Origin of the sequence: Phenylobacterium sp. (assembly GCF_044372605.1) — a bacterium.
Lineage (GTDB): Bacteria > Pseudomonadota > Alphaproteobacteria > Caulobacterales > Caulobacteraceae > Phenylobacterium.
In genome coordinates, this window is sequence record NZ_JBILRO010000238.1 from 1 (window position 1) to 5,286 (window position 5,286).

General features: G+C 65.1%; 4 protein-coding genes and 1 pseudogene. 3 read left to right on the forward strand and 2 right to left on the reverse strand.

Annotated elements, in window-relative coordinates:
• Positions 1-20: 20 nt before the first annotated feature.
• Entirely contained in the window at positions 21-674 is a 654-nt protein-coding gene (gene fsa / locus ACIQ42_RS15615) for a fructose-6-phosphate aldolase (RefSeq protein WP_397423170.1), read from the reverse strand.
• A 71-nt stretch (positions 675-745) separates the two neighbouring features.
• Here fsa and ACIQ42_RS15620 point away from each other — a divergent pair, with 71 nt between their 5' ends.
• The gene (locus ACIQ42_RS15620) at positions 746-2,908 is read left to right on the forward strand and encodes a primosomal protein N' (protein WP_397423171.1); all 2,163 of its coding nucleotides are present in this window, start codon (positions 746-748) and stop codon (positions 2,906-2,908) included.
• Between the two features lie 4 nt (positions 2,909-2,912).
• Here the strand turns inward: ACIQ42_RS15620 and ACIQ42_RS15625 are convergent, their stop codons facing one another.
• Positions 2,913-3,704 carry a TerC family protein gene (locus ACIQ42_RS15625; protein ID WP_397423172.1) on the reverse strand — a complete coding sequence of 264 codons (792 nt, stop codon included), beginning with the start codon at positions 3,702-3,704 and terminating at the stop codon, positions 2,913-2,915.
• Between the two features lie 500 nt (positions 3,705-4,204).
• Between ACIQ42_RS15625 and ACIQ42_RS15630 the strand changes: the two genes are divergently transcribed.
• Both ACIQ42_RS15630 and ACIQ42_RS15635 read left to right on the forward strand, forming a co-directional pair.
• On the forward strand, positions 4,205-4,882 hold the full coding sequence (locus tag ACIQ42_RS15630) for a CHAP domain-containing protein (RefSeq protein ID WP_397423173.1): 678 nt from the start codon (positions 4,205-4,207) through the stop codon (positions 4,880-4,882).
• A gap of 120 nt (positions 4,883-5,002) precedes the next feature.
• Positions 5,003-5,286 (forward strand): annotated as a pseudogene (locus ACIQ42_RS15635) (magnesium transporter); the annotation flags it as partial.

Below are 5,286 nucleotides of genomic sequence, written 5' to 3' on the forward strand. Positions count from 1 at the left end.
ATCCATGCGTATTTTGCCCCCTAAAGGATGGACTGCCCGGTCTTGGCCCAGTCCGCCATGAACTGTTGGAGACCGCGTTCGGTTAACGGGTGCTTGAAGAGCGCCAGGAAAACGTCCGGGGGGATCGTCGCGCAGTCCGCGCCGGCCAGCGCAGCCTCGGTCACATGTTGCGGCGAGCGGATCGACGCGGCCAGGATTTCGGTATCGAAATCGTAGTTGTCGTAGACCGCGCGGATCTCCGTGATCAGATCCATGCCGTTGGCCCCGTGGTCGTCCAGACGGCCGATGAAGGGGCTGATGTAGGTGGCGCCCGCCTTGGCGGCGAGCAGCGCCTGGGCCGCCGAGAAACAGAGCGTCACGTTGGTCTGGATCCCTTCCGCGGTGAACTCCGCCGTTGCGGTCAGGCCCTCGCGGGTCAGCGGCACCTTGACGACGATGTTGGGGGCCAATGCGGCCAGCTTGCGACCCTCGGCCAGCATGCCGGCCACGTCCATGGCGGCCACCTCGGCGCTTACCGGTCCGGAGATGATGCCGCAGATCTCGGTGATCACCTCCAGCATGTTGCGGCCGGACTTGGCGATCAGGGTCGGATTGGTGGTGACGCCGTCGATCAGGCCGGTGGCGACCAGATCCTTCAGGATGGCGGTGTCGGTGGTGTCGAGGAAGATCTGCATTCGTTTGATCCCGGGCTTGTTCGCGGCGCTTGTAGCTGCGAAGCCCGCAGGCTCACAACCCGCCGCGCACAATGAGCCGAATCGCCTCCGTCCTGATCCCCATGCCGTTGCCGGAGGCGTTCGACTACGCCGAGCCCGAAGGTATGGCGCTTTCCGCGGGCGATCACGTGGCGGTTCCCCTCGGCCCGCGCCTGGTGCGCGGCGTCGTGGTGGCCTTGCGGGCTTCGCTTGGCGGTAACCGACCGCTGAAAACGGTCGCCGAGCGCCTGGACGATCCGGCGCTTCCTCCGGGGACCCTGGAGTTCGTCCAGTGGGCCGCGCGATATGCAGTCGACAGCCCCGGCCAGCCGCTGGCGATCGCGCTCAGGGGCGCCCGCACGCCGAAGCCTCGCCCGGTGCGGGTCGCCTCGGCCACAGGCCTCCTGCCGGCCAGGCCCACGCCGGCCCGCACCCGTGTGTTGGAGGTGGTCGCAGAAGGTCCGCTCCCGCCTGCCGAACTGGCCCGCGCCGCCGGTGTTTCCTCCGGCGTGGTCAAGGGGCTCATCGATGAAGGTGTTCTGGCGCTGCACCAGATCGCGTCTGAAGCCGCGTTCGATCCGCCGGACCTCAGCCTGCATGGCGCGGCCTTGAACGCCAGTCAGTCCGCCGCCGCCGCAGTCCTTTCAGGCGTCGTGAACGCGGGGGGCTACAACGTCGCGCTGCTGGACGGGGTGACGGGCTCGGGCAAGACCGAGGTCTATCTGGAAGCTGTTGCTGCGGCCCTGGCCGCCGACCCGGACGCCCAGGTGCTGATCCTGCTGCCCGAGATCGCCCTGACCCAGGCAGTCATTGCCCGGGTATCAATCCGCTTTGGCGCCCAGCCTGGCGAATGGCACTCCGATGTGGCCCCGCCGGCGCGACGGCGGGTGTTTGACGCGGTGGCTGCCGGGCGCTGCCGGATCGTGGTCGGCGCCCGCTCGGCATTGTTCCTGCCTTTCCGGAGGCTAGCCCTGATCGTGGTCGATGAGGAACACGACACCTCCTACAAGCAGGAGGAAGGTTTCATCTATCAGGCCCGCGACCTGGCCGTTGCGCGGGCGAGGATCGAGAACGCCGGGGTGATCCTGGCCTCGGCCACGCCTTCTCTGGAGACCCTGCGCAACGCTGAGCAGGGCCGCTATCGCTGGCTGAAACTGACCGCGCGCCACGGTGGCGCGGTGCTGCCGGACATCGATCTGGTCGATCTGCGTGAGACGCCGCCGGAACCCGGCCAGTGGCTCTCGCCACCGCTGCGCCTGGCCATGGCGGAGACCTGGGCGCGAGGCGAACAAAGCCTGCTGTTCCTCAACCGGCGCGGCTACGCGCCGCTGGTGCTCTGCAAGGCCTGCGGCGAGCGCATGACCGCGCCCGACACGGATTCCTGGCTGGTTGAGCATCGCTACAGCGGGCGGCTGGTCTGCCATCTCACCGGCTTCTCGATGCCCAAGCCGGCCGCCTGTCCCCACTGCGGGACCCGGGACAGCCTGGTGTCCATCGGGCCGGGGGTCGAGCGGGTCGAGGAAGAGGCCCGTGAACTGTTCCCGGAAGCGCGGGTGGCGGTCTTCTCCTCCGACACCATCTTCGACGCCCGCGAGGCGCGCCGGATGGTGGAGAGCATGGCGGCGGGCGAGATCGACATCCTGGTGGCCACGCAAGCGGCCGCCAAGGGCCACAACTTCCCCAGGCTGACGCTGGTTGGCGTGGTGGATGCGGATCTGGGACTGAGAGGTGGTGATCTGCGCGCCGCCGAGCGCACCTATCAACTGCTGGCCCAGGCGACGGGCAGGGCGGGGCGTCGCGATCTGCCGGGCAGAGCTCTTCTTCAGACCTATGCGCCCGAACACGCTGTGATGCAGGCGTTGAAAGCCCAGGACCGCGACGCGTTCGTGGCCGCCGAGATGGCCGAGCGAGAACTGGCCGGGCTGCCGCCGTTTGGCCGGCTGGCGGCCGTCATTGCGTCCGGTCCGGACGGCGCCCAGCTGGAGGCGTTCATGCGCAAGATGGCCGAGGTCGCGCCCAATGCGCCGGGGGTCGAGGTCTACGGTCCGGCCGACGCCCCGCTGGGCCTGATCCGGGGGCGTCGCCGAAAGCGGTTCCTGGTGCGGGCCGATCGCACCGTCGACCTGTCGGCCTACATGGCGGCGTGGCGGGCAAGGGTCAGGCCACCCGGAGCGATCCGGGTGGCCATCGACATCGACCCCTACAGCTTCCTCTGACGGATCAGTGGAGCGACTTGTCGGCCTGAGGTGGCTTCTTGCGGCGTGAGAGCATGTTCAGGATCTCGACGAAGGCCGAGAACGCCATCGCGACATAGATGAAGCCCTTTGGAATGTGGATCCCGAAACCATCGGCGATCAGCACCACGCCGATCATCAGCAGGAAGCCCAGCGCCAGCATGACGACCGTCGGGTTCTCGTTGATGAAATTCGCAAGCGGGTCGGCAGCGAGGAGCATCACCAGTACGGCGATGATCACGGCGGCGAACATGATTGGCAGATGGTCGGTCATGCCCACCGCGGTCAGGATCGAGTCCACCGAAAACACCAGATCGAGCAGGATGATCTGGAAGATGGCGGAGCCAACATTGTTGATCACAACGTCCTTGGTTGGCTTTTGACCATGCTTCTCATTGGGGTCGACTTTCTCGTGGATCTCCAGCGTGGCTTTCCACACCAGGAACAGGCCGCCGGCGATCAGGATCAGGTCGCGCCAGGAGAACATCAGCTCAAAAGAGGGTTCGCCGTAGGCGTTTGGCAGGCCCTGCCAGGGCAGTTCGAAGACCGGCTTGGTGAGACTGGCGATGAAGGCCAGCGTCGACAGCAGCCCCAGGCGCATGACCAGCGCCAGCGAGATGCCGATCCGCCGGACGCGCGCACGGTGTTCCACCGGTAGCTTGTTCGACAGAATCGAAATGAAGATCAGATTGTCGATGCCGAGCACAATCTCCATCACGACAAGCGTGACGAAGGCCGCCCATGCAGCTGGGTCCGTGACCAGCGCGACGATATCCATAAAAACCCCTCCCGAGTTGCCCCGCTATCTAATCATTCTTTTGTGAAGCGCTAGGGTTCGGGCGCTGAAGGTGCGGGCGCCGATTTTCTGATCAGGCCTGCCGCCGCCGGCGCCGGGGCTTTCGGGAAATTCTCCTCTTGGGCGAGTCCCGCCGAACACATGCACCGATGCGCTGAGCTCTTGTTTCAGCTTGTTACCGAAGTATGAAGTTAGGATGTTTTTAGATTAGAAATCGGCGAAAACAGGGTAAATTTCAATATATGTCCAGCATCAATACAAAAAACTGCGCCATGTTCGCCAATAGTTTTCAATATTCTCGATGACTATTCACGCCTTGACAGGATTTGTATTTATTCAGAATTCTTAATGGAAATCACGATCCTGTCCGTCAATCTGCATAATCGGAAGGCAGGTGGCGCTCTGATCGCGTAAACCCTCTTTTCACTCAAGCGAGATACGGTTATCGCTTGGGCCGAGAGCCGCGCGGGAGTCACCGAAGCATGCTGAAACGGACACGAGCCCTGATTGGTTCCCTGACCGCCGCGGCTGTTGTCGCCTTCACCCCGGCGGGTGCGGTGGCCGATACCTATTGGCAGTGTGTTCCGTTCGCGCGCCTGATTTCCGGAATCCAGATCTTCGGCGACGCCTGGACCTGGTGGACGCAAGCCGCAAACAAATATGAAACCGGCTTCCAGCCGCGCGCGGGCGCCGTTCTGTGTTTCAAGCCGACGCAGCGGATGCGGCTTGGTCACGTGGCCGTCGTCAGCCAGGTGTTGACGGACCGGGTGGTCCAGATCACCCACGCCAACTGGAGCCCGATTGAAGGTTCGCGCGGCAAGGTGGAAAAGGACGTCACCGTCATTGACGTGTCCGCCGGCGGCGACTGGAGCCAGGTCAAGGTCTGGTACGATCCCAGCCGGGACCTGGGCGGATCAACCTATTCGACGCACGGTTTCATCTACCAGGACACCACAGCCCGCGTGATGGCCGCGTCCGGCCTGAGCCGAATGCAGAACGGTGCCATTGCAGTGGCCCAGTCCGCTGCGTCGCAGATGGCCGGCGCCATGCGCCCCGGCCAGGGTCCGATGAGCGTTCTCTCGCAGGCTGCGGAATCCACCGACCGCATCGCCGCGCTGATCGCCGCCGCGACCCGGCAGGACAATGACCCGCCCCGCTAGAGCATGACGGCTTCAAGTGGGCGCCGGTCGAAGCGCCCGTCATGCTCAGGAAAGGCTCTAGCCTGAGAAGGTTGACGGCCGCGCCCGCGCGGCCGCACAAGGCCGGGCGGAGGCGACGGCATGATCAATGTCCTTCGACGCGGCCAGCCCAGCGTCCAGGCGATATCCATCCAGGCCGGCTGGCGCCCTGAGCCGGACATTGTCTGGATAGACCTGCTGCGGCCCACCCGCGACGAAGAGCTGGCCGTCGAGGCCGCGCTGGGCCTGCAACTGCCGACCGTAGAGGAAATGGAGGCGCTTGAGCCTTCAAGCCGCCTCTATCAGGAAGGCGGGGCCACGTTCCTGACGGCGACCCTGCTGGCCCATGGCAGTGAAGCAGCGCCTCACGCCACTCCCGTCACCTT

Bases quoted from the DNA above. Each gene is read 5' to 3' on its own strand.
- fsa (WP_397423170.1), bottom strand. From the start codon at position 674: ATGCAGATCTTCCTCGACACCACCGACACCGCCATCCTGAAGGATCTG.
- ACIQ42_RS15630 (WP_397423173.1), top strand. From the start codon at position 4,205: ATGCTGAAACGGACACGAGCCCTGATTGGTTCCCTGACCGCCGCGGCT.
- ACIQ42_RS15625 (WP_397423172.1), bottom strand. From the start codon at position 3,704: ATGGATATCGTCGCGCTGGTCACGGACCCAGCTGCATGGGCGGCCTTC.
- ACIQ42_RS15620 (WP_397423171.1), top strand. From the start codon at position 746: ATGAGCCGAATCGCCTCCGTCCTGATCCCCATGCCGTTGCCGGAGGCG.